The organism is Nonomuraea sp. NPDC004186 (assembly GCF_053603495.1).
In genome coordinates this window covers 1-20847 of record NZ_JBSGFQ010000015.1, presented here as the reverse complement: position 1 = coordinate 20847, position 20847 = coordinate 1, and the positions used below count along the sequence as shown (strand labels likewise).

The 20847-nt window shown below is 71.0% G+C and carries 23 protein-coding genes; 15 read left to right on the top strand and 8 right to left on the bottom strand.

What is annotated here, in order from left to right:
* Window positions 1-47 precede the first annotated feature (47 nt).
* Complete coding sequence (locus ACWEPL_RS14770; protein WP_452436443.1) at window positions 48-1355, bottom strand: hypothetical protein; 1308 nt, start codon at window positions 1353-1355, stop codon at window positions 48-50.
* 24 nt (window positions 1356-1379) lie between these two features.
* Window positions 1380-2057 (bottom strand): CAP domain-containing protein, encoded by a 678-nt coding sequence (locus ACWEPL_RS14765; protein ID WP_452436442.1) that lies wholly within the window; start codon window positions 2055-2057, stop codon window positions 1380-1382.
* 386 nt (window positions 2058-2443) lie between these two features.
* On the opposite strand from ACWEPL_RS14765, the gene rplM reads away from it, so the two are divergent.
* Genes rplM through glmM form a run of 3 tightly spaced genes read left to right on the top strand, consistent with a single transcriptional unit; the run spans window position 2444 to window position 4789 of the window.
* Window positions 2444-2887, top strand: coding sequence for a 50S ribosomal protein L13 (gene rplM, locus ACWEPL_RS14760; RefSeq protein ID WP_185070656.1), 444 nt, complete (start codon window positions 2444-2446; stop codon window positions 2885-2887).
* A gap of 26 nt (window positions 2888-2913) precedes the next feature.
* Window positions 2914-3435, top strand: coding sequence for a 30S ribosomal protein S9 (gene rpsI, locus ACWEPL_RS14755; protein ID WP_350731016.1), 522 nt, complete (start codon window positions 2914-2916; stop codon window positions 3433-3435).
* 1 nt (window position 3436) lies between these two features.
* Window positions 3437-4789 carry a phosphoglucosamine mutase gene (gene glmM / locus ACWEPL_RS14750; RefSeq protein WP_350731018.1) on the top strand — a complete coding sequence of 451 codons (1353 nt, stop codon included), beginning with the start codon at window positions 3437-3439 and terminating at the stop codon, window positions 4787-4789.
* 47 nt (window positions 4790-4836) lie between these two features.
* Here the strand turns inward: glmM and ACWEPL_RS14745 are convergent, their stop codons facing one another.
* From ACWEPL_RS14745 to coaA, 6 genes are all read right to left on the bottom strand, one after another.
* Window positions 4837-5553, bottom strand: coding sequence for an ABC transporter permease (locus ACWEPL_RS14745; protein WP_452436441.1), 717 nt, complete (start codon window positions 5551-5553; stop codon window positions 4837-4839).
* The gene (locus tag ACWEPL_RS14740) at window positions 5553-6467 is read right to left on the bottom strand and encodes an ABC transporter ATP-binding protein (protein ID WP_350731021.1); all 915 of its coding nucleotides are present in this window, start codon (window positions 6465-6467) and stop codon (window positions 5553-5555) included. Before ACWEPL_RS14740 ends, ACWEPL_RS14745 begins: the two co-directional genes overlap by 1 nt.
* A complete protein-coding gene (locus tag ACWEPL_RS14735) occupies window positions 6464-7321 on the bottom strand; it encodes an ABC transporter permease (RefSeq protein WP_449894613.1) in 858 nt (285 codons plus the stop codon). Before ACWEPL_RS14735 ends, ACWEPL_RS14740 begins: the two co-directional genes overlap by 4 nt.
* Entirely contained in the window at window positions 7314-8222 is a 909-nt protein-coding gene (locus ACWEPL_RS14730; protein ID WP_350731025.1) for an ABC transporter ATP-binding protein, read from the bottom strand. Before ACWEPL_RS14730 ends, ACWEPL_RS14735 begins: the two co-directional genes overlap by 8 nt.
* 40 nt (window positions 8223-8262) lie before the next feature.
* A complete protein-coding gene (locus tag ACWEPL_RS14725) occupies window positions 8263-9198 on the bottom strand; it encodes a DUF389 domain-containing protein (protein ID WP_452436440.1) in 936 nt (311 codons plus the stop codon).
* Window positions 9199-9359: 161 nt separating this feature from the next.
* Window positions 9360-10262 carry a type I pantothenate kinase gene (coaA, locus tag ACWEPL_RS14720; RefSeq protein ID WP_363963083.1) on the bottom strand — a complete coding sequence of 301 codons (903 nt, stop codon included), beginning with the start codon at window positions 10260-10262 and terminating at the stop codon, window positions 9360-9362.
* A 194-nt stretch (window positions 10263-10456) separates the two neighbouring features.
* Here coaA and ACWEPL_RS14715 point away from each other — a divergent pair, with 194 nt between their 5' ends.
* The 12 genes from ACWEPL_RS14715 to tsaD form a co-directional block, all read left to right on the top strand.
* Window positions 10457-11863 (top strand): alkaline phosphatase PhoX, encoded by a 1407-nt coding sequence (locus ACWEPL_RS14715; RefSeq protein WP_452436439.1) that lies wholly within the window; start codon window positions 10457-10459, stop codon window positions 11861-11863.
* A gap of 13 nt (window positions 11864-11876) precedes the next feature.
* Window positions 11877-12227: a holo-ACP synthase gene (locus tag ACWEPL_RS14710; protein WP_350731030.1), complete on the top strand. Its 351-nt coding sequence runs from the start codon at window positions 11877-11879 to the stop codon at window positions 12225-12227.
* Window positions 12228-12236: 9 nt separating this feature from the next.
* A complete protein-coding gene (locus tag ACWEPL_RS14705; RefSeq protein ID WP_363962213.1) occupies window positions 12237-13694 on the top strand; it encodes an NAD(P)H-hydrate dehydratase in 1458 nt (485 codons plus the stop codon).
* Window positions 13695-13764: 70 nt separating this feature from the next.
* A complete protein-coding gene (alr, locus tag ACWEPL_RS14700; protein WP_452436438.1) occupies window positions 13765-14898 on the top strand; it encodes an alanine racemase in 1134 nt (377 codons plus the stop codon).
* Between the two features lie 45 nt (window positions 14899-14943).
* On the top strand, window positions 14944-15996 hold the full coding sequence (locus ACWEPL_RS14695) for an alpha/beta fold hydrolase (RefSeq protein WP_350731032.1): 1053 nt from the start codon (window positions 14944-14946) through the stop codon (window positions 15994-15996).
* Window positions 15993-16451: a tRNA (adenosine(37)-N6)-threonylcarbamoyltransferase complex ATPase subunit type 1 TsaE gene (gene tsaE / locus ACWEPL_RS14690; protein WP_355190272.1), complete on the top strand. Its 459-nt coding sequence runs from the start codon at window positions 15993-15995 to the stop codon at window positions 16449-16451. The genes ACWEPL_RS14695 and tsaE overlap by 4 nt, the downstream gene beginning before the upstream one ends.
* 168 nt (window positions 16452-16619) lie before the next feature.
* On the top strand, window positions 16620-17297 hold the full coding sequence (locus ACWEPL_RS14685) for a hypothetical protein (protein ID WP_350731035.1): 678 nt from the start codon (window positions 16620-16622) through the stop codon (window positions 17295-17297).
* Window positions 17298-17299: 2 nt separating this feature from the next.
* A complete protein-coding gene (locus ACWEPL_RS14680; protein WP_350731036.1) occupies window positions 17300-17836 on the top strand; it encodes a class F sortase in 537 nt (178 codons plus the stop codon).
* Between the two features lie 45 nt (window positions 17837-17881).
* A complete protein-coding gene (locus ACWEPL_RS14675; protein ID WP_452436437.1) occupies window positions 17882-18811 on the top strand; it encodes an aminoglycoside phosphotransferase family protein in 930 nt (309 codons plus the stop codon).
* Window positions 18812-18854: 43 nt separating this feature from the next.
* Complete coding sequence (gene tsaB, locus ACWEPL_RS14670) at window positions 18855-19499, top strand: tRNA (adenosine(37)-N6)-threonylcarbamoyltransferase complex dimerization subunit type 1 TsaB (protein ID WP_452436436.1); 645 nt, start codon at window positions 18855-18857, stop codon at window positions 19497-19499.
* Window positions 19500-19510: 11 nt separating this feature from the next.
* Complete coding sequence (gene rimI / locus ACWEPL_RS14665) at window positions 19511-19942, top strand: ribosomal protein S18-alanine N-acetyltransferase (protein WP_363962217.1); 432 nt, start codon at window positions 19511-19513, stop codon at window positions 19940-19942.
* The coding region (tsaD, locus tag ACWEPL_RS14660; protein ID WP_452436435.1) for a tRNA (adenosine(37)-N6)-threonylcarbamoyltransferase complex transferase subunit TsaD at window positions 19935-20847 on the top strand (913 nt) is incomplete at its 3' end. The genes rimI and tsaD, both read left to right, overlap by 8 nt.

The window sequence follows — 20847 nt, the reverse complement described above, 5'->3', positions numbered from 1 at the left end:
GATCCGGCATCCCGTTTGGGGGCTTATCGAATAAGAAGCCGTTTTCGCTAAAGGGGGCTGCCGGTGAGCGTGCGGTTGTCCAGAGCCTTGAAGACCGTCGCCTTGGTGATGTCGTTGATGGCGCCGAAGATCTGCTTGGAGCCCTTCTTGTCCGGCTTCGTGCCGTCCTTGTTCTGGAACCAGACCATGATCGCGTAGTGGCCGTGCGTCCAGATCCTGGCGCCGCCCGCACCCGAGCCGAGCTGCTTGGTGACACTGTCCTTGCCTGCCAGCGGCTTCACGTAGTTGGCCGTGCTGCCGGCCTTGGCCACCTTGGACGCCAGTTTGCTGGTCTTGAGGTTGGCCACGCCGACCGTGCCGATGATCTTGCCGGCCTTGTCACGGAAGCTGGCGCGTACGAGCTGGTTGCACTTGCCGTCCTTGAGCGCCTTCTTCAAGGCGTCGCCCAGGGCGCCGTCAGCGCACTTCTTGTCCTTGCTGGTGACCGTCATCTCGTACGACCGGCCCGCGACCGTGATCTTCTTCGTCTTGCCGAAGATCTCCTTGACCGTGATCGGCTCGGGGTCCGTGGACCGTTCGGCCGCGAAGCCGTACTTGCCGGGCGGGGCCGACGGGAGCGGCGGCGCGGTCATGCGAGGGGTCGTGGTCTGGGCCGTGACGGGCTTGTCGGCGTTCCACATCATCGCGAGGCCGCCGCCGAGCAGGCCGAGCACCGTTATGCCGCCGATGGCGAACCACAGCGGGGCGCGCGAGCGCGGGCCCTCGTCGTACGGGCTCCAGCCGACCCTGCTCTGCGGTGCCCGGTCGCCGTCCTGCGGCGCGCTGTCGGCCTTGCTCTCCTGCTCGGCGTCGTCGGCGGCGCGTTGCTTGCGGGAACGGCGGGAGCGGCGCGGGGCGTCGTCGCCGTCGCCGGAAGAGTCCGGGCCGTCAGGGCCACCGGGTCCACCAGGGCCTTCCGGTCCGCCCGGTCCGCCGAAGAAGCCGGGGCCGCCGGGTCCACCAGGGCCAGGGCCGCCAGGACCGCCGGGGCCGCCAGGGCCAGGACCACCGGGACCAGGACCACCGGGACCAGGACCGCCGGGACCGCGACCGCCAGGACCGCCGGGGCCGCCGGGGCCGGGGCTGCCGGGGCCGGGGCTGCCGGGGCCGGGGCCGCCAGGAGCGCCGGGGCCGTTGGGGGCGCCGAAAAAGCCCGGTCCGCCGGGACCGCCGGGTCCGCCAGGACCGGGGCCGCCGGGACCATCGGGGCCGGCCGGACCGCCGGGACCGTTCGGAGCGCGGCGTCTGCCCGCAGGCTGGAAGACACTCCCCATGCCATAGGGGGCGCTGTTTTCACGTCCTTCGGGAAAAGCCATGCGGCGACATTACCGTGATGCGCGTCATCGGGTTCCGAAGTCCTGGGTCCACCATGGCCCGTCCGGGCCGGACGCGACGCCCACCCCGATGGCCTTCAGTCCGCAGTCGAGGATGTTCTTGCGGTGGTCGGGGCTGTCGAGCCAGCCGCGTACCGCCTCGTCGGGGGTGCTGTACCCGGCGCCGATGTTCTCGGCGGCGCCCCAGCGGTATCCCGCGCGCTCCATCCGGTCCCACGGCGACGAGCCGTCGGGGGAGGTGTGCGCGAGCTGCCCGGTCTGGGCCATCTCCAGCGAGTGCGTACGCGCGGAGCTGGAGAGGCCGGAGTCCACCCTGAGCGCCCCGCAGCCGTGGCGGGACCGGGCGGAGTTGGTCAGCGAGACGACCTTGGCCGCCAGCCCGGGCATGATCTGCACGCCGCCGCCGTCGCTGAGCATCGCGGGGTTGTCCTGGGAGTTGAACCCGGCGATCTGGCCGTCGGGCGATCTGGTGGCCTTGGGGGTGGCCCGGCCGCGCGGCATGGCCTTGGTCGTGATCTCCCTGGGGATCATCTCGACCTGCTGCTGCGCCTTCCTGGCCGTCGTCGGAGCGGGGTTTGCGGTGGCAGCGGCGGGCGGGGCGGTCTCGTTGAGATAGACATGGGGGGTCGGCTCGGCGTCGTCGGTGAGCCGGCCGAGCAGCACCCCCGTGAAGAGCACGGTCATGAGGCAGGCCAGCACCCCCAGGTGATTCCGGCGCCGAGCGCCCCGCTGGGTTGGCCGGGAGTGAGAGTTCTGCCACATACCGCCGCTAACGATAGGGATGTCTGGTCCTGGGAAAGAAGAGGTCCCAGGGAAACGAAACCTAACCGTTCTGCGTTCGGGTAGACTCGCTCAGGGCTACTGGTCGTTTTGACCTGCGCGCCTTTGGGCGAGTAGCTTAGGTTCGTTGTGTGCATAGGTCCCGCGTGACCAATGCGCGGCGCGTCCGGCGTCATCTCCCGCAATGAGGAGACGGAAGGTCCGGGCCGTCGTGTGCCCGCACCGACCGACCAAATGTAGCTGTCGCATCCGACAGCGCCGAAGACGCGAGCATAAAGAAGGCTACGACCGTGCGCACGTACTCACCGAAGCCCGCCGACGTCCAGCGTCAGTGGTACGTCATCGACGCGACCGATGTCGTGCTGGGCCGGCTGGCCAGCCACGTCGCGACCCTGCTCCGCGGCAAGCACAAGCCGATCTTCGCTCCCCACGTCGACACCGGTGACTTCGTCATCGTGATCAACGCGGACAAGATCGCGCTCAGTGGTAACAAGCTTGAGCAGAAGAAGGCGTACCGCCACTCGGGCTACCCGGGCGGTCTGCGTTCCGTCAGCTATGGCGAGCTCATGGAGAAGCGGCCGGACAAGGCCGTCGAGAAGGCCGTCAAGGGCATGCTTCCGAAGAACTCCCTCGGCCGGAAGATGGCGAAGAAGCTGAAGGTCTACGCGGGTTCCGAGCACCCGCACCAGGCTCAGCAGCCGGTGCCGTTCCAGATCACCCAGATCGCCCAGTAGTAGTTCGAAAGAGTTAGAGGAGAACCGTGGCTGAGCCCACCGGTGTCGAGACGGCCGTCGAGCCCGAGCTGGAGGAAATCTCCAGCGAGGAATTCCCGTCCGAGTACACCACCGAGTCCGCCGCCAGCGCCGACGCGCCCGTGCGCAAGCCCGTCACCACGGGCAACTCGTACGGCACTGGCCGCCGCAAGGAGGCGATCGCCCGCGTGCGCATCGTCCCCGGTACCGGCAAGTGGACGATCAACGGTCGTTCGCTGGACGTCTACTTCCCGAACAAGGTCCACCAGCAGATCGTCAACGAGCCCTTCGTGGTGCTCGGCGCCGAGGAGGCGTTCGACGTCATCGCGCGCATCGATGGCGGCGGCGTGACCGGCCAGGCCGGCGCGCTGCGCATGGGCCTGTCCCGCGCCCTGGCGATCCTGGACGTCGAGATCAACCGGCCGCCGCTGAAGAAGGCCGGCTTCCTCACCCGTGACGCCCGCGCCACGGAGCGGAAGAAGTACGGCCTCAAGAAGGCCCGCAAGGCTCCGCAGTACAGCAAGCGCTAAATTGGCGCGCCTTTTCGGCACCGACGGGGTACGTGGGGTCGCGGGTCGCGACCTCACGGCGCAGCTCGCCATGGACCTTTCGGTCGCGGCGGCTCACGTCCTCGGCGATGCGGGCGCGTTCGCCGCTGCCGGCCGCAAGAGCAGGCCGGTGGCGGTCGTGGGCCGGGACCCTCGCGCCTCGGGAGAGTTTCTCGAGGCCGCGGTGGTCGCCGGCCTCGCGGCGTCCGGTGTGGACGTGCTGCGCCTCGGCGTACTTCCCACCCCGGCCGTCGCCCACCTCACCGCCGCGCTCGGCGCCGATCTCGGCGTCATGCTGTCGGCCTCGCACAATCCGGCGCCCGACAACGGCATCAAGTTCCTGGCCCGCGGCGGCTTCAAGCTGTCGGACGCGGTCGAGGACGAGATCGAACGGCGGCTGGGCGAGGACTGGAGCTTTCCCGTCGGCTCGGCCGTGGGCCGGGTGCGGGAAGCGTACGGTGAGGCCAACCGGTACGTCTCCCACCTGCTGACCACGATGAACGCCGCGCTCGACGGGCTGAACATCGTGGTCGACTGCGCTCACGGCGCCGCCCACATGGTGGCCCCGGAGGCGCTGGTGCGGGCGGGCGCAAGGGTCGAGGCCATCGGCGCCAGGCCCGACGGCCTCAACATCAACGCCGGCCACGGCTCCACCCACCTGGACAAGCTCGCGCAGATCGTCGTGTCGCGCGGGGCGGACCTGGGCGTGGCCTACGACGGCGACGCCGACCGCTGCCTGGCGATCGACCACACGGGCGCGATCGTCGACGGCGACCGCATCATGGCCATCCTCGCCGCCGCCATGCACGGCGAGGGCCTGCTGGCCAAGGACACCGTGGTGGCGACCGTGATGTCCAACCTGGGCTTCAAGCTGGCCATGCGCGACGCGGGCATCACCGTGGTGGAGACCGCGGTCGGCGACCGCTACGTGCTGGAGCGGATGAAGTCCGACGGCTACAACCTGGGCGGGGAGCAGTCGGGCCACGTCATCATGCTCGACCACGCCACCACCGGCGACGGCCTGCTCACCTCGCTCCACCTGCTGGGCGTGGTGGCCAAGTCGGGCCTGTCGCTGAAGGAGCTGGCCGCGGTGATGACGCCGCTGCCGCAGATCCTGATCAACGTCAAGGACGTGGACAAGGGCAAGGCCGCCGCCCCCGAGCTGCTGGCCGCCGTCGCCGAGGCGGAGGGCGAGCTGGGGGAGACGGGCCGGGTCCTGATCAGGCCGAGCGGCACTGAGCCGATGATCCGGGTCATGGTCGAGGCTGCGTCGGAGGAGCACGCCACCCAGGTGGCCGGCCGCCTCGCCGACGTGGTGCGCACCGCCTGCGTCTGAGCGACTGGCCGAACGGCCCGCGGGGGTGACCCCCGCGGGCCGTTCGTTCATTCGTCCCCGGTGAGCGAGAAGACCCGCAGCCGCTGCCCCGCCCAGAAGACGCCGACCACCGTGACGACGATCAGCGCGGGTACGGCGAAGCTCAGCGCGACGTCCGCCTCGACGAAGGCGGAGTCGGAGATCTGCTTGGCTATCGTCTGGCCCCACTGCTGGATCGAGAACTTGCGGGCGCCCTGGATGAAGTTGCCCACCACGCTCTCCCAGACGAGGGCGTAGATGATGCCGATCGTGACCGCGTGCCGGGTGACGACGCCCAGCAGGAGGAAGACGGCGGCGTACGCGATGCCGGCCACCAGGGCTCCCAGCGCGAATCCCGGGGCGATGCCGTCCTCGTTGCCGGCCAGGATCCAGGCCGCCACGTAGGTGGGCACGGCGCCGAACAGGGCCATCAGCGAGGCCGCCACCAGGAACTTCGTCCGGATGATGACCGGGCGGGAGATCGGCTTGGACATCAGGTGGATGATCGTGCCGTCGTCGATCTCCGGGGCGATGACGCCCGTCCCGGCGATCAGGCCCAGCAGGGGGAGCATGGTGCTGATGGCGAACTTCTGCATCAGCTGCACGGCCGCGCTCTGGTCGTCCCCGCCGAGCACGCGGAAGAGCACGGCCAGCCCGATCAGGGCGAGCGGCAGCAACAGGAGCAGGATGATACGGCGCCTGCCGAGCAGAGCCCGGTAAGTAATACCCGCGACAACTGGATTCATCAGGTGCTCCTGTTGATGAGGTAGGAGAAGACGCTCTCCAGGTCCTCGTCCGCAGGGGAGACCTGGTGCAGGTGTACGCCTTCCGCCTGGGCCACCCGGGGCAGGAGCCAGGCGAAGCGGCGGAACTCGGCGGCCTGGACCTCCAGGCCGTCGGGACGGAGGGTGATGCCGCCCGTCGAGTGGTCGCGGATGAGGGCGGCGGCGAGCTTCCTGTCGTCGCTCGAACGGATCACGAACAGGTGGGGCCGGTCGGTCATCAGGCGCCGGATCTCGCGGAAGTTGCCCGACGCCGCGTGCCGGCCCGCCACCAGCACCTCGATGTGCTGGGCGACCCGTTCGACCTCCTCCAGGATGTGGGAGCTGAACAGGATCGTCTTGCCCGCCGTGCCCATGGCGCGGATCAGGTCCATGAGGTGGAGGCGCTGGCGGGGGTCCATGCCGTTGAACGGCTCGTCGAGCAGGAGCACGGGCGGGTCGTGGACGAGCGCCGCGGCCACCTTGACACGCTGGCGCATGCCCTTGGAGTACGTCTCCACGCGCCGGTCCTTGGGCTCCTCCATCTCGACCGTGGCCAGGGCCTTGCGGGCCGCCTCGACCGGGTCGCCCATCCCGTGGAGGCGGGCGGCCGAGAGGACGAACTGCCAGCCGGTGAGGAAGCCATACACTCCCTCCCGTTCCGGGACTAGGCCGATATTTCGGTAAATGTGGTGGTTCTTCCAGACCTGCTGGCCGTCCAGCGTGACCGACCCGTTGGACGGCGACAGGAAGCCCGCCATCATGTGCAGGAGTGTGGACTTGCCCGCCCCGTTGGGGCCGAGCAGGCCCGTGACGCCGGGGCCGATCGTCATGGTGACGTCGTTGACCGCCACCACGTTGCCGTACCAGCGGGAAACCTGAGACAGCTCGATCTTCACCGTGCGGCCGCCTTCCTGTAGCGCAGCGCGAGGGCGCCCACGGCGAGCGCCACCAGCACCACGAGGGCCGCGGCCGAGGCGGGCCCGCTCGGGTAGTCCCCTTCGGGGATGTGCGGCGGGGTGCCGAACAGCCAGGCCTGTACGGAGTCCACCAGCCAGAACGGGTTGGCCAGCCAGGCCCAGGAGGCCGCGGCCTCGTTGCCCGAGGCGTACAGGGACCCGTAGATCAACGGGACCGACGCCGACGACAGCAGGTAGACGGCGATCACGGAGGCCACCCCGAGCCCGCGCCGCGGCGTGAACGAGGCCAGCGCCAGCCCGAACGACGACATCAGCACGGCCAGCAGCAGCGCCATGAGGACGGAGCCGAGGTATTCGCCGGTGGCCGGCGGCCCGGGCATGTCCACCACCAGCTCGCCGGCGTAGATCAACGTCAGGGGCACCGCCACCAGCAGGAAGAGCGCCGCGGTCATCGCCGTGACCTTGGCGCCCACGTACTCGGCGATCGAGACGGGACGCGACAGGTAGAGCGGCAGCACGCGGTAGCGCAGGTCGGGCGCGACCACGGTGGGCGCCTGCGCGGCCAGGAAGACCGCGACGACGGCCTGCATGATGACGGCGAAGCCGCTGTAGGGGAGGATGCGCTGCTGGGCCAGGGCCATCGTCGCGACGGCCACGACGGCCGGCAGGAGCATGATGACGAAGAGGGAGAACGGCATGATCTTGCTGCGGGCCGTGCGCCCGAGGCCGAAGATGCCGCGCAGGCTGTGGACGGTCAGCGCCCGGGTCGCGTAGGCCCGGCCGAGCCGGGGCCCGTCGTAGTGGCGGTAGCCGATGTCGTAGATCTCAGACACCCGCCACCTCCTCCCTGAAGACGTCCTCGATGCGGTGACGTCCCTGTTCGAGGCGGATGAGGCAGAGGTCCAGGTCGACGGCGGCGTCCCGGATCGCGTCGAACGTCTCGGGCCCGAGAACCTTGACCACCAGCAGGCGGCCCTGCTGCGAGACCGTCTGGCCGGCCTCGGTCAGCCGGGCGGCCAGCGGCTCCAGCCCCTCCTCGACCTCGACCGTGACGGTCTGCGTGGCCTGGGTGAACTCGCCGATCGCGGACGAGCGCAGCAGCCGCCCGGAGTCGATGACGATCACGTGGTCGCAGATGCGCTCCAGCTCGCCCAGCAGGTGGGAGGTGACCAGCACGCTGATGCCGAACTCGGTGCCGATGCGCCTGATCAGCGTCAGCATCTCGTCGCGGCCGCGCGGGTCGAGGCCGTTGGTGGGCTCGTCGAGGAAGACCAGCTTGGGGTCGTGCACCAGGGCCTGGGCCAGCTTGACGCGCTGCTTCATGCCCGTGGAGTAGCCCCCGACGGCACGATAGCGCTCTTCGGCCAGGCCCACGTGGCGCAGCACGTCGGCGGCGCGCTCGCGGGCGGCGGTGCGCGGCAGGCCGGACATCTGTGCGAGGTGGACGACCAGCTCGGTGGCGGAGACGTCGGGCGGGAGGCATTCGTGCTCGGGCATGTAACCGACGAGCCGGCGGATCTCGGCGCCCTGCGCGGTCACGTCCAGATCGAGCACCTTGGCCGCGCCGCCGGTGGGCGGCAGCAGGCCGAGCAGGATCTTGAGCAGCGTCGACTTGCCCGCGCCGTTCGCCCCCACCAGACCGGTGACGCCGGGCCCCACGGTGACCGTGAGCTGGTCGACCGCGGTGACGGTGGGGAAGCGTTTGGTCAGCCCCTCGGTGGCGAGGATGTGCATGTGCCCGACCGTACCGGGCGGGCGAGGGCCGCCGCCTCGTTCAGACGGATGAACGCCGTCCTACTTGAGGCCAGAATTTCCGCTGGACCAGCAGCGTCCCCGTGCCCGCGATGATCATGCCGAGGATGTTGACGGCGAGTTGCGAGACCGAGCCGTAGACCTCGTTCCAGTCGCCCAGCGCCAGCGCGACGGCCACGTAGCCGGCCGCGGGCACGGTGGTGACCGAGATGAAGACGCCGACCAGGGCCGACGACTTGCCCGCCGTGACCGACAGCACCCCGGCCGCGCCCGCGAGCAGCGCCACGATGAACGACCACCGGTCCGGCTTGACGATGAACTGGACCTCCGCGTTCCGGAGGAGGTGTTCGATGCCGATCCAGCCCAGCCAGTTCGAGACGAGCGCGCAGGCGAACGTGATCGCGATCGCCACCGTGAACCCGACGACCAGCGTCTTCAGCGCCGCGGTGACCAGGTGCCAGCCGCCGCGCAGCAGGCCGAAGCAGATGCCCGCGACCGGGCCGAACTCCGGCCCGAGCACCATCGCGCCGACGATCAGGATAGGGGAGTTCTGCAGGATGCCGATGCCCGCGAGCTGCGTGGCGATGGCCAGGAAGGCCAGGTACGCCCACGTCATGCGGGAGTCGGCGTGCACCCGGTGCGCGAGCTCCTCCCACACCACGGCGTCGTCGGGATCGCCGGGCGCCTCCTCGACGGCGTCGGTCGCGACCTTGGACAGCGACAGATCGACCTGCTCGATGGCGATGGAGCCCTCGGTCTCCAGCCACTTGAGCCGGTTCAGCACCTCGTTGGCCGACTCGCGCGCCGCGTCGCAGAGGATCACGTCGCCCGCCGGCTCGCGGGCCGCGCCCGGCAGGACGACGATGTTGGTGACGCCTGGGCAGTCCTCCAACACCGTCGTCGCCTCGGCGGTCCGCGCGGCCGGGCTGATCAGTCGCAGATGTAGCACAGGGGCCATTGTCGTCTATCGGACGTTGATGGCGTTTTGACACATCTGCGTGAGGCTGACGTGCATGATCCGATACCGATGTCACGACCATGGTGAGGAGTGCTGGTTCGCCGCGGTGGACGACCAGGAGTGCGGGGGCAGGTTGGCCCTCTACCTGTTCGAGGAGGTGCTCAGGTCTGGCGGAGCCGTACCCGCCGTACCGAGTGGTCGGCGCCCTTCTTGAGCACGAGGTCGGCCCGGCCCCTTGTGGGGGCGATGTTCTCGACCAGGTTGCGCTCGTTGATGTCGCGCCAGACGTTGACCGCGAAGGCCGTGGCCTCCTCGTACGAGAGCTCCGCGATGTACCGGAAGTACGACTTCGGGTCCTCGAAGGCGGTGCGGCGGAGTTTGTGGAAGCGGTCGACGTACCAGGTGCGGATGTCCTCGACCTTGGCGTCCACGTAGATGGAGAAGTCGAAGTAGTCGTTGACCGCGAGGGACGTGGGCGGGGCCGGCTGGAGGACGTTGAGCCCCTCGATGATCAAGATATCCGGACTTTTCACGACTTGGCTTTCCTTGGGCACGATGTCGTACTCCAGGTGGCTGTAGATCGGCGCGCGCACCTCCGCCGCCCCGGCCTTCACCTCCGCCACGAACCTGACCAGCGCCCTGCGGTCATAGCTCTCCGGGAAGCCCTTGCGGTGCATGATCCCCTTGGCCTCCAGCACCGCGTTCGGGTAGAGGAAGCTGTCGGTGGTGATCAGCTCCACGTGCGGGTGCTCGGGCCAGCGGGCCAGCAGGGTGTGCAGGAGCCGCGCCGTCGTCGACTTGCCGACCGCGACGCTGCCCGCGATGCCCAGGATGTACGGCACGCGCTGCTCGGGATGACCGAGGAACGCGCTCAGCACGCTGCTGCGCTCTTTGGATCCGGTGAAGTGCAGGTTCAGCAGCCGGGTCAGGGGGAGATAGATGTCCGTGACTTCAGTGAGGTCGATGGGGTCGTCGAGGCCGCGAAGCTCTTCCAGCTCGTCTGCGGTGAGAGTCAAGGGCGTGTTCTTGCGGAGCTCGCTCCACTGCTCCCTGCTCAGTTCCACGTAGCCGTTGTTCACCTTGGCAGCGTAGCGAGGAGCGGTGAACCGGATCATGGCCGGGTGCGCGCAGCGAGATCCACAGCCTGTGGACAAACACGTGGGATTACCGAGACTCAGTTCGGGGAAGGAAGATCCGTCTTGCCGAATCACGCGTATGAACAGGTGTCGGCGGCTACTGTGCAGGGCTGGGAGGTCTGATGGACCGTCGTCGCTTCATCACGAACGTGATCGCCGTCGCCGGCCCCTTCGCCGGAGTCGCGTGCGCGGGAGTGCAAGGGGGTGTCAAGCCGGTGCAGGGGGGTTACGGGCGGCTGAAGCCCGTGCCGGACCTGCGTGACGGGAAGGTGCGGCTGCACCTGCCCGAAGGCTTCAAATATCGCTCGTTCAGCGCCGCCGGCGAGAAGTTCAGCGACGGGTCGGCCGTGCCGGGCAGGCACGACGGCATGGCGGCGTTCTCCGGCCCCAAGGACAGCGCGATCCTGATCCGCAACCACGAGGTCAACGGCCCCGTCGGCGCGTTCGGCGACAGGGCCAGGGCGTACGACCCGATGGCCGGGGGCGGCACCTCCACGCTGCGCGTCACGCGCTACGGAGAGGTGATCCAGGCCGCCCCCTCGCTCAACGGCACCATGATGAACTGCTCGGGCGGCCCCATGGCGTGGCGGGCCTGGGTGAGCTGCGAGGAGACGGTCAACGGGCCCGACGTGGCCGACGACTTCTCCGGCGGCGACAACGCCAAGCTCACCCGCAAGCACGGCTACATCTTCGAGGTGCCGGTCAACCGCGCCGCCACCGCCAGGCCGATCAAGTCGGCCGGCCGGTTCCCGCACGAGTCGGTGGCGTTCGACCCCTCCACGGGCGCGCTCTACATGACCGAGGACAACTTCTCCTACCCCTCCGGCTTCTACCGCTACCTGCCGCCGAAGCACCCCGTCCAGGCCGGGCGGCTGCTCGACGGCGGGCGGCTGCAGATGCTGGCCGTCAAGGGCGCCAAGCGCAAGGACCTGTCCGTGGGGCAGCAGCCCGCGGCCACGTACGAGACCGTCTGGGTGGACATCGAGGACCCCGATCCGACCTTCACCGGCAGGCCCGCCTACGACCAGGCCGTCCAGGCCGTGGGCAGCCAAGGGCGGGAGCAGGGCGCGGCGATCTTCTCCCGGCTGGAGGGGGCCGTCTTCCACCAGGGGGTCGTGTACTTCGTCTCCACCCAGGGCGGGGCCACGGCGGCCGGCGACACGCCGCCCTCCGGGTTCGGCAAGGGGCGGGGACAGGTGTGGGCGTACGAGACGTGGAGCGGGCGGCTCAGGCTCGCCTACGAGTCGCCGCGCTCGGCGGTGCTCGACCTGCCCGACAACGTGACGGCCAGCAGGCGCGGCACGCTCGTGCTGTGCGAGGACGGCGACGGCGACAACTACCTGCGCGGGCTCACGAAGGCGGGGCAGATCTTCGACTTCTGCCGCCTGGAGCCGATCCCCGACGACCCGGGGGCGGAGTTCGCGGGCTCGACGTTCGGACCCGGCGGCCACACCCTCTATGTCAACGTCCAGGCGAAACAGGGCAGGTCATTCGCGATCTGGGGTCCGTGGGAGCGCGGGCTGTTCTGAGTACGCTGGGGTCATGATCCTTGGCATCGGCGTTGACGTCGTGGACATCGACCGCTTCGAGGCTGCGCTGGAGCGCACGCCGCAGCTCAAGGAGCGGCTGTTCACCGAGGCCGAGATAGAGCTGCCGGTGCGGTCGCTGGCCGCCAGGTTCGCCGCCAAGGAGGCCGTGGCCAAGGCGCTCGGCGCGCCCAGGGGGATGGCCCACCTGGAGGCCGAGGTGCGCCGCGACGAGCACGGCAAGCCCGAGCTGCGGATCACCGGCAAGGCCGCGGAGGTCGCCTACGACCTCGGGGTCAAGCGCTGGCACGTCTCGCTCAGCCACGACGCGGGCGTGGCCGTGGCCTACGTGATCGCGGAGGGATAGCTTCGGATCGTGAAGACTGCCTACACCGCCGACCAGATCCGGGGCGCCGAGCACGAGCTGATGGCGCGGCTGCCCGAGGGCACGCTCATGCAACGGGCCGCCACCGGGCTCGCCGCCGTCTGCGCCGACCTCCTGGGCAGGGTCTACGGCAAACGCGTCGTGCTCCTCGTCGGCAGCGGCGACAACGGCGGTGACGCGCTCTACGCGGGCGAGCGGCTGGCCAGGCGCGGGGCGTGGGTGGGCGCGGTCCTTGCCGGGTCCAAGACGCACGAGGCCGGGCTCGCCGCGCTCAGGCAGGCCGGCGGGCGGGTCGTCGAGCGGGACGCCCTGGAGCGCGCGGACCTGATCATCGACGGGCTCGTCGGGATCGGGGCCTCAGGGGCGCTGCGGGAGCCGTACCGGACACTCGTCGAGGAGGCGAACGCGGCCCGCGGGCCGATCGTCGCGGTGGACGTGCCGAGCGGTGTGGACGCGAGCAGCGGCCGGGTGGAGGGCCTCGCGGTGCGGGCCCGGGTGACCGTGACCATGGGGGCGTACAAGACGGGCCTGCTCGTCGATCCCGGCGCCGAGCACGCGGGCAGGGTCGAGCTGGTGGACATCGGGCTCGGGGCCCATCTGCCCGATCCCGACGTCGCGGCGCTGACCGGCGGCGACGTGGACGTCCTGCTGCCGCGGCCCGGCAACGAGTCCGACAAGTACCGCAGGGGCGTGCTGGGCGTCGCCGCGGGGAGCGACCTGTTCACCGGCGCGGCCGTGCTGGCCGTGGGCGGCGCGTTGCGGGCGGGGGCCGGCATGGTGCGGTACGCGGGCCCCGGCGCGCCGGTCGCCCAGGTGCGCGCGCACTGGCCGGAGGCCGTCGTCACCGAGCTGGACCGGCCCTCCCTCGAAGACGTGGGCCGGGTGCAGGCGTGGGTGCTCGGGCCAGGGCTGGGCACCGGGGAGTGGGCCCACGAGGTGGCCGCCCAGGTGCTGGCGTCCGACGTGCCCGTGCTGATCGACGCCGACGCACTGACGCTGGTGGCCCGGGACCGCGGGCTGCTGCGGCGGTCGGCGCCCGTCCTGATCACGCCGCACGCCGGAGAGCTGGCGCGGCTCATCCGCGCCGACCGGGCCGCCATCGAGGCCGCCCGGCTGGAGCACGTCCGCCGGGCCGCGGCCGAGCTGGGCGTGACCGTGCTGCTCAAGGGCTCCACCACGGTGGTGGCCGAGGAGTCGCGGCCGGTCCGGGCGAACGTCACGGGCACGTCCTGGCTGGCCACCGGGGGGACCGGCGACGTGCTGGCGGGGGTGGCCGGGGCGCTGCTCGCCCAGGGGCTGAGCTGCTACGACGCGGCGTCCTGCGGGGCGTTCCTGCACGGGCTCGCCGGGTGGCGGGCCGCCGAGGGCGCGCCGCTGACCGCGGCCGACGTGGCCGCTGAGGTGCCGGCGGCCATCCGCGCGGTGACCGGCGGGGGCCGCTCGTCGTAGGGGTGGCCGGGAGCGGAAATCGCGCTCGACCACCCGCGTGAGCTGCCACACTGGAAGGATGTACTCCTCGATGGCCACACCGGCCCAGGCGCGGGTCGATCTGGCCGCGATCAGGCACAACGTGGCCCTGCTCAAGGAGCGGGCCGGCGGCGCGGAGCTGATGGGCGCCGTCAAGGCCGACGCGTACGGGCACGGGCTGGTGCCGGCGTCCGAGGCCGTCATCGAGGGAGGCGCGAGCCGGCTGGGCACCGCGTTCGTCCGGGAGGCGCTCGAGCTGCGCGCGGGCGGGGTGACCGCGCCGATCCTGTCGTGGCTCATCACCCCCGGCGAGCCGCTGGACGAGGCCCTCGACAAGGACATCGAGCTGTCGGCCTCCGACGCGGGGCTGCTCGGCGAGATCGAGGCCGCCGCCCGCCGCACGGGGCGCACGGCCAGGCTCCACCTGGAGGCCGACACCGGCATGAGCAGGGGCGGCTCGCCGCTGGCCGCCTGGCAGGGGCTCCTCGACGGGGCGCTGAAGCTCCAGGCCGAGGGCGTCGTCGAGATCGTCGGCCTCTGGTCCCACTTCGCCTGCGCCGACATCCCCGGCCACCCGTCGATCGAGCAGCAGCAGGAGGCGTTCAGAACGGCGCTGAAGCTGGCCGAGCGGGCCGGGGCGGCGGGCTCCCACGTGATCCGGCACCTCGCCAACTCCGCGGCCACCGTGACGCTTCCAGAGGCCCGCTACGACCTGGTCAGGCCCGGCATCGCGATGTACGGCCTGAGCCCCATCCCCGAGCTGGGCGACTTCGGGCTCAGGCCGGCGATGACGCTCGTGGCGCAGGCCGGGCTGGTCAAGCGGGTTCCGGAGGGCTCGGGCGTGTCATACGCTCACCTGTACGTCACCGACCGCGAGACCACCCTCGGTCTCGTGCCGCTCGGATACGCCGACGGGATCCTCAGGCACGCCACGGGGCGGGTCGAGGTGCTGGCCGGCGGGCGGCGCAGACTGATCGCGGGCCGGGTGTGCATGGACCAGTTCATGATCGACATGGGCGACGACCCCCTGTCGGCGGGCGACGAGGTCGTGCTGTTCGGGCCCGGTGACGGGGGCGAGCCGACCGCTCAGGAGTGGGCGGATAATCTCGGCACGATCACGCATGAGATCGTGACCAGGATCGGGTCGCGCGTGCCGCGGGTCTACGAGCACAGGCGCTCGGAGTGACGACGGGCACTTCGCGGCGGGCATGAGCGGAGAAGGATCGGGGAGATGACGACGACAACACGGCGCAGGGTAGGCATCGCCGGCGCGCTCGTCGGTGCGGCTTCCGCCGGCGTCGCGGCGGCGGCGCTGGCCAAGCGGTACGCGGTCGGCAGGATCAGGCTGCGCCCCGACACCGAGGCCAGCGAGCCGTTCGGCGAGCTGCGGGGCAGGGAGCGCACGCTCGTCACCTCAGACGGCAAGGCGCTGCACCTTGAGATCGACGGACCTGAGGACGCCGAGCTGACCGTCGTCTTCTGCCACGGCTACTGCCTCAACCTGGAGTCCTGGCACTACCAGCGCAAGGACCTGCGCGAAAACTACCGCATGGTGCTGTGGGACCAGCGCTCGCACGGGCGCTCGCAGCGCGCGGGCGCCGACGGCAGCACGATCGACCGGCTGGGCGCCGACCTGGCCGAGGTGATCGAGAAGTTCGTGCCGGGCCCGTGCGTGCTGGTGGGCCACTCCATGGGCGGCATGACGATCATGGCGCTGGCCGACAGCCACCCCGAGCTGTTCGCGGACAAGATCCGCGGCGTCGCGCTCATCGCGACCTCGGCGGGCAAGCTGGCCGAGCTCACGCTGGGCATGCCGGCGATGGTGTCCAAGGCGGTGCACAAGATCGCCCCGTCCACGATCTCGATCCTGGGCAAGGGCGGCGCCCTCGTCGACCGCACCCGCCACGCGGGCAGCGACATCGCGTTCCTGATGACCCGCTACATGGGCTTCGGCGACTCCAAGAACGTCAGCCCGACCGTGGTCGACTTCGCCGAGTCGATGATCAGGGCCACGCCGACCGAGGTGTTCGCCGACTTCTACCCGGCGCTGATGAACCACGACAAGCTCTCCGCGCTCGACGTCCTCGACCAGGTGCCCACCGCGATCATGGTGGGCGAGCGCGACTGGCTCACCCCGCCCGACCACAGCAAGGCCATCGCCGCCGCGCTGCCCAAGGCGCAGCTCACCGAGGTGCCTGACACGTCCCACCTCATCCAGCTGGAGCGGCCGGGCGCCGTCAACGACGCGCTGCGCGACCTGATCAAGAGGGTGGAGATGCAGTGAGGCTGGCGACCGCCGAGGACATGCGCGCGTACGGCGCCCGCCTGGCCGGGCAGCTGCGCGCCGGAGACCTGCTCGTCCTGTCGGGCGCGCTCGGCGCCGGCAAGACCACGCTCGTGCAGGGCATCGCCGAAGGGCTCAAGGTACGCGGCCCGATCACCTCGCCCACGTTCGTGATCGCCCGGGTGCATCCTTCGCTGCGCCAGGGGCCGCCGCTCGTGCACGCGGACGCCTACCGGCTCGGCGGCGACCTGGAGGTCGACGACCTCGACCTGGACGCCTCGCTGGAAGAGTCCGTCACTGTCGTGGAGTGGGGCGAGGGGCTGGTCGAGGGGCTGGCCGAAGACCGGCTGGAGATCCACATCGACCGCGAGGCGGGCGAGGAGGCCCGCATTGTCACCCTGCGCGGCGTGGGTCCGCGATGGGCCGACACGCCGTCTGAGCCGCTGGAAGACTAAAACCGCCGTCAATTTTCGGCAATACTGGCACCCTTGACGTACCAGGCCAATGACATAAATCATGATCGTTGGTCAGGGATTGGCCCAGATTTTCTGGGTATCAGGAGGGGCGACATCCATATTTCTGATGGATGCTGGGTGGTACGACGGCGGAGTGGGGTGCGGCCGGTGCTCAGGGTCAGGCGAGTCGCGTACGCGGGAGCCATCGTGATGGTCGGTCTGACCGGCTGCACGGCCTCCGCTGATGCAAATCCAACAGGCACAGCCACGCCCAGCCCCACAGCCAGCGGCACCGCCGCCCCGGCCGCCACCGCCACGGGCAGCCCGCGGCCCTCGACCAACAGGCAGACCATCTCGGTCCAGCTCAACCCCGACCGCGTCACCGCGGGCGAGACCTCCAAGGTGTGGATCCTGGCCAACTGCCCCGTGCCGACCGGCGGCCCGGCGCACACCGGCACCGGGACCTCGCGCGCGTTCGTCAACGGCGTCGTGCTCAACCCGGTCGCCGGGGCCTCGGCGACCCCCACCGCGACCGCCACGTCCGCCAACGGCTCGCCCTGGGTGCGCGGCGAGGCGCAGGTCTCGGGAACGGTCCGGCGCGGCTCCTACCGGGTCGACGTCAAGTGCGACGGCACCAACGACCTGGGCCGGGCCACCCTCAGGGTCGCCGCGGCCGAGGCCGTGCCGTCCACCGTGCCGAGCAAGGCGCCCAAGGCGGGCGGCGGCGGCACGTACGGGATGGACGCGAGCGACGACTCCTCGATCCCGATCGGCCCCGCGGGCGTGCTGGTCGGCCTCGCCCTGGTCGCGGGCATCGGCTTCGCGGTCAAGCGCCGCAAGGCGTAGCGATGGCCCGACCTGGACGGGTGGTGCTCGCCGGCGCCGCCACGGGCCTGCTGCTGGTCGCGTTCGGCAAGAGCATGCAGACCGGCACCACGCCCACCGCGTCGATCGTGCCCGAGAGCATCGACATCCCCTCGATCGACGTCGACGCACCGCTGATGAAGCTCGGTTTATCGAAGGACGGCGAGGTCGAGCTGCCCCCGTACGAGAAGCCGAAGGTGGCCGGCTGGTACTCCGGCAGCGCCGTGCCCGGCGAGAAGGGCGCCTCGGTGATCATCGGCCACGTCGACACCAAGACGGCCCCTGCCGTGTTCTACAAGCTCAGGCAGTTACGCAAGGGCGAGACCGTCAAGGTCGAGCGCAGCGACGGCAAGGTCGTGAGCTTCAAGGTCGACCACATCGAGCAGGTGCACAAGGACAGCTTCCCCACCAGGCGCGTGTACCTGGAGGACGGCCTCAAGCTGGTCACCTGCGGCGGCAAGTTCGACTACGCCAAGGGCGAATACCTGGACAACATCATCGTGTACGCCTCCCGCGCCTGAAAAACGGTTTGCGATCCCCTTCCCCTCGTCCGGGATCATGGACGCGTGAGTGTGAACACCAGCCCGCCCGCGTCCGGCGTACGCCTGCCCTGGAGGTGCGTGCACCCGCAGGTGCGCGCGGCGGTCGAGGGCTTCCTCGGGGCGCGCGTGGCCGAGGCGGTCACCCAGCCCGGCGGCTTCTCGCCGGCGGCGGCGGTCCGCCTGCGCGCGGAGAACGGCAGGCGCGCCTTCGTCAAGGCCGTCGGCCCCGAGCCGAACGCCGACAGCGTCCGCATCTACCGCGCCGAGCTGGAGATCGCCGCCGCGCTGCCGGACTCCGTGCCCGCGCCCAGGCTGCTGACCGGCTTCGAGCTGGAGGGCTGGGTCGCGCTGGTCTTCGAGGACGTCGAGGGCGCGCCTCCCGAGCTGCCCTGGCGGCGGGACCAGCTCGACCGGGTGCTCGACGCCGTCAGGCGGATGTCGGCCGAGCTCACCCCCGCCCCGATCGCCGCGCCGCCCATCGTCGAGTCCATCGGCTCGTCCTTCCACGGCTGGCGCGACCTGCTGGAGGAGGACACCGGCGGGCTCGACCCGTGGGCGCTGCGCCACCTCGGCGAGCTGGCCGAGCTCGAGTCCGGCTGGGCCGCGGCGGCGGCCGGCGACACCCTGGTCCACCGGGACCTGCGGGCCGACAACATCCTGCTCAGCGGCGAGCGCGTCTACGTCGTGGACTGGCCGTGGGCCTGCGTGGGCGCGCCCTGGGTCGATCTGGTGGCCATGCTGCCGTCGATCGGCATGCAGGGCGGGCCGATGCCGCACGAGCTGTTCACCGATCCCGACCCCGCGGTGACCGCGGTGGTCGCCGGGCTCACCGGCTATTTCATCCGTCACTCGCGTCTTCCGGACCCGCCGGGACTGCCCACGGTCAGGGCGTTCCAGCGGGCGCAGGGGGTGGTCGCGCTCGACTGGCTCAAGCGTCGTACGGGCTGGTCTTGACTTTTGGAGGCGGCGGGCCGTACGGCGGGTAGGCTAGACAGCCGTGCTGGTCCTGGCCTTTGATACTGCGACTCCCGCCGTCACCGCCGCGCTCCACGACGGTGGACGGGTGCTCTCCGAGCACACGACGATCGACGCCCGGCGTCACGGCGAGCTGCTCATCCCCACCATCGAACGCGTGCTGGACGAGGCGGGCGCGGCGCTGCGCGACGTGACCGCCATCGTGGCGGGCAGCGGCCCCGGCCCCTACACCGGGCTGCGCGTCGGGCTGATGACCGCGCAGGGGCTCGCCACTACGCTGGGCATCCCCGCGTACGGCATCTGCACGCTCGACGCCGTCGCCTACGGCAGCGGGCTCGCCGAGCCGTTCCTGGTCGCCACCGACGCGCGGCGCAAAGAGGTGTTCTGGGCGCGCTACGCCGACATGCGCACCCGGCTCGACGGGCCCTTCGTCGACCGCCCCGCCGACGTGCCCGTGGACGGGCTGCCGGTCGTGGGCGCCGGCGCCGGGCTCTACGCCGAGATCCTCGGCGAGAGCGACGCGCCCCCGTACCCCTACGCCGGCGGCCTGGCCGCGCTCGCGGCCGAGCGGCTCGCCCAGGGCACGCCGCTCGACCCGCCCCGCCCGATCTACCTGCGCCGACCCGACGCCGTCGTGCCCGGGGCGCCCAAGCGGGTGACGGCGTGAACCTCCGGCCGATGACCGCGACCGACCTGCCGGCGGTCATGTCGATCGAGCGGGCCACGTTCCCGCTCGACGCGTGGAGCGAGGGCATGATGCGCGGCGAGCTGGCCGACATGCCGCGCTCGCGCCACTACGTGGTGGCCCTCGTGGACGGCGAGATCATCGGCTACGCCGGGCTCGCCGCCGCGGCCGACCAGGCCGACGTGCAGACCATCGCCGTGCTGGAGAAGCACCAGGGCACCGGCATCGGCGGCGCCCTGCTGACCGAGCTGCTGGCCGAGGCGGGCCGCAGGGGAGCGCGGGAGATCTTCCTGGAAGTACGCGCCGACAACCCGCGCGCGCAGGCCGTCTACCGGCATTACGGGTTCGAGGAGATCGGCACCCGCCGCCGCTACTACGACGACGGCACCGACGCGATCATGATGAGAAGGAATCTTGATGACTGACGAACCACTGGTCCTGGGCATCGAGACCTCCTGCGACGAGACCGGCATCGGCATCGTCAGGGGCCACACCCTGCTGGCCAACACGATCGCCTCCAGCATGGAGGAGCACGCCCGCTACGGCGGCGTGGTGCCCGAGGTGGCCTCGCGCGCCCACCTGGAGGCCATGACGCCGACGGTGGAGGCCGCGCTGGCCGAGGCCGGCCTGAAGTTCTCCGACATCGACGCCATCGCCGTCACCGCGGGCCCGGGGCTGGCGGGGGCGCTGCTGGTGGGCGTGGCCGCCGCCAAGTCGTACGCGCTGGGCCTCGGCGTGCCCCTCTACGGCGTCAACCACCTGGCCGCCCACGTGGCCGTCGACCAGCTCGAACACGGGCCGCTGCCAAAGCCGTGCATCGCGCTGCTCGTGTCGGGCGGCCACTCCTCGCTGCTGCTCGTGCCCGACGTGGCTTCAGACGTGATCTCGCTCGGCTCGACGGTCGACGACGCGGCCGGCGAGGCGTTCGACAAGGTCGCGCGCGTGCTGGGGCTGCCGTTCCCCGGCGGGCCGCACATCGACCGGGCCGCGCGCGACGGCTCGGGCGCGGCGATCACGTTCCCGCGCGGCAAGATCGACGACGGGACGCTCGACTTCTCCTTCTCCGGGCTCAAGACGGCCGTGGCGCGCTGGGTCGAGGCCCGCGAGGCGTCCGGGCAGTCGATCCACGTGCCCGACGTGGCCGCCTCGTTCCAGGAGGCCGTGGTCGACGTGCTGACCCGCAAGGCGCTGCAGGCGTGCCGGAAGTACGACGTGCACGACCTGCTGATCGGGGGCACAATTGCCCGCGCCCGGGACAATGACCTGGTGGAACGAGTGCAGGACCGGAGGTGGAGCCGTATCGTCGCGGTGCCGCTCGCGTGGGCGCGCC

Excerpts from the sequence above, each read along its gene's own strand:
- ACWEPL_RS14770 (WP_452436443.1), bottom strand. The coding sequence starts at position 1,355 with ATGGCTTTTCCCGAAGGACGTGAAAACAGCGCCCCCTATGGCATGGGG.
- ACWEPL_RS14765 (WP_452436442.1), bottom strand. The coding sequence starts at position 2,057 with ATGACCGTGCTCTTCACGGGGGTGCTGCTCGGCCGGCTCACCGACGAC.
- ACWEPL_RS14745 (WP_452436441.1), bottom strand. The coding sequence starts at position 5,553 with ATGAATCCAGTTGTCGCGGGTATTACTTACCGGGCTCTGCTCGGCAGG.
- ACWEPL_RS14730 (WP_350731025.1), bottom strand. The coding sequence starts at position 8,222 with ATGCACATCCTCGCCACCGAGGGGCTGACCAAACGCTTCCCCACCGTC.
- ACWEPL_RS14725 (WP_452436440.1), bottom strand. The coding sequence starts at position 9,198 with ATGGCCCCTGTGCTACATCTGCGACTGATCAGCCCGGCCGCGCGGACC.
- ACWEPL_RS14715 (WP_452436439.1), top strand. The coding sequence starts at position 10,457 with ATGGACCGTCGTCGCTTCATCACGAACGTGATCGCCGTCGCCGGCCCC.
- ACWEPL_RS14710 (WP_350731030.1), top strand. The coding sequence starts at position 11,877 with ATGATCCTTGGCATCGGCGTTGACGTCGTGGACATCGACCGCTTCGAG.
- alr (WP_452436438.1), top strand. The coding sequence starts at position 13,765 with ATGGCCACACCGGCCCAGGCGCGGGTCGATCTGGCCGCGATCAGGCAC.
- ACWEPL_RS14695 (WP_350731032.1), top strand. The coding sequence starts at position 14,944 with ATGACGACGACAACACGGCGCAGGGTAGGCATCGCCGGCGCGCTCGTC.
- ACWEPL_RS14680 (WP_350731036.1), top strand. The coding sequence starts at position 17,300 with ATGGCCCGACCTGGACGGGTGGTGCTCGCCGGCGCCGCCACGGGCCTG.
- rimI (WP_363962217.1), top strand. The coding sequence starts at position 19,511 with ATGACCGCGACCGACCTGCCGGCGGTCATGTCGATCGAGCGGGCCACG.